The organism is Streptomyces sp. SD15 (genome assembly GCF_054462255.1).
In genome coordinates this window covers 1-841 of sequence record NZ_JBTLMO010000153.1, presented here as the reverse complement: position 1 = coordinate 841, position 841 = coordinate 1, and the positions used below count along the sequence as shown (strand labels likewise).

Here is an 841-nt window from a genome sequence, read left to right as displayed (position 1 = left end):
AGGTCGCCGATGCCGTCGCCGTTGCTGTCCTGGAAGGAGCGGACCAGGACCTCGTAGAAGACGGCGCGTTTGAACCATTCGGGGTCGCGGTCCCTGGCCGGGGTGTCCTCGAACGTGTCGGGGACGGGCTCGTTGACGATCATGTGGTGGGTGACCCTCCGATCTGCGGTGAGGGGCCGACGGCGAGCACATGCGCACTGCCCGGTCCCAGTCGCACGAAGTTGGCCTTGCCCCAGTGGTAGGTCTCGCCGGTGAGCTCGTCGCGCACCGGCACGGACTCGTGCCGGTCCAGGCCGAGTCGCGGCATGTCCAACGAGACCGTGGCCTCCTGGGTGTGGTGGGGATCGAGGTTGGCCACCACCACGATCGTGTCGTCACCCGCGCGTTTGCTGTAGGCGATCAGGGCGTCGTTGTCGATGGGGTGGAAGTGGAGGTTCCGCAGTGCGTGGAGGGCCTTGTGGTGCTGTCTGATCCGGTTCAGCCGGGTGATCAGCGGTGCGATCGTGCTGCCCTCGCGTGCGGCCGACTCCCAGTCGCGCGGCCGCAGTTGGTACTTCTCCGAGTGCAGGTATTCCTCGCTGCCCGCCCGGACCGGAGTGTTCTCACAGAGCTCGTAGCCGGCGTAGATCCCCCAGGCCGGTGAGAGGGTGGCGGCAAGGATGGCGCGCACCTCGAAGGCGGGCCGTCCACCCTGCTGGAGATGGTCGGACAGGATGTCCGGCGTGTTCACGAAGAAGTTGGGGCGCATGAAGGCCGCCGTCTCGCCCGACAGCTCGGTGAGGTACTCGGTCAGCTCGTCCTTGGTGTTGCGCCAGGTGAAGTACGTGTACGACTGCTGGAA

Annotated in this window: 1 pseudogene; it reads right to left on the bottom strand. The window is 66.6% G+C overall.

What is annotated here, in order from left to right:
• Positions 1-139 precede the first annotated feature (139 nt).
• A pseudogene (locus ACX28W_RS43975) lies at positions 140-841 on the bottom strand (alpha-1,4-glucan--maltose-1-phosphate maltosyltransferase); the annotation flags it as partial.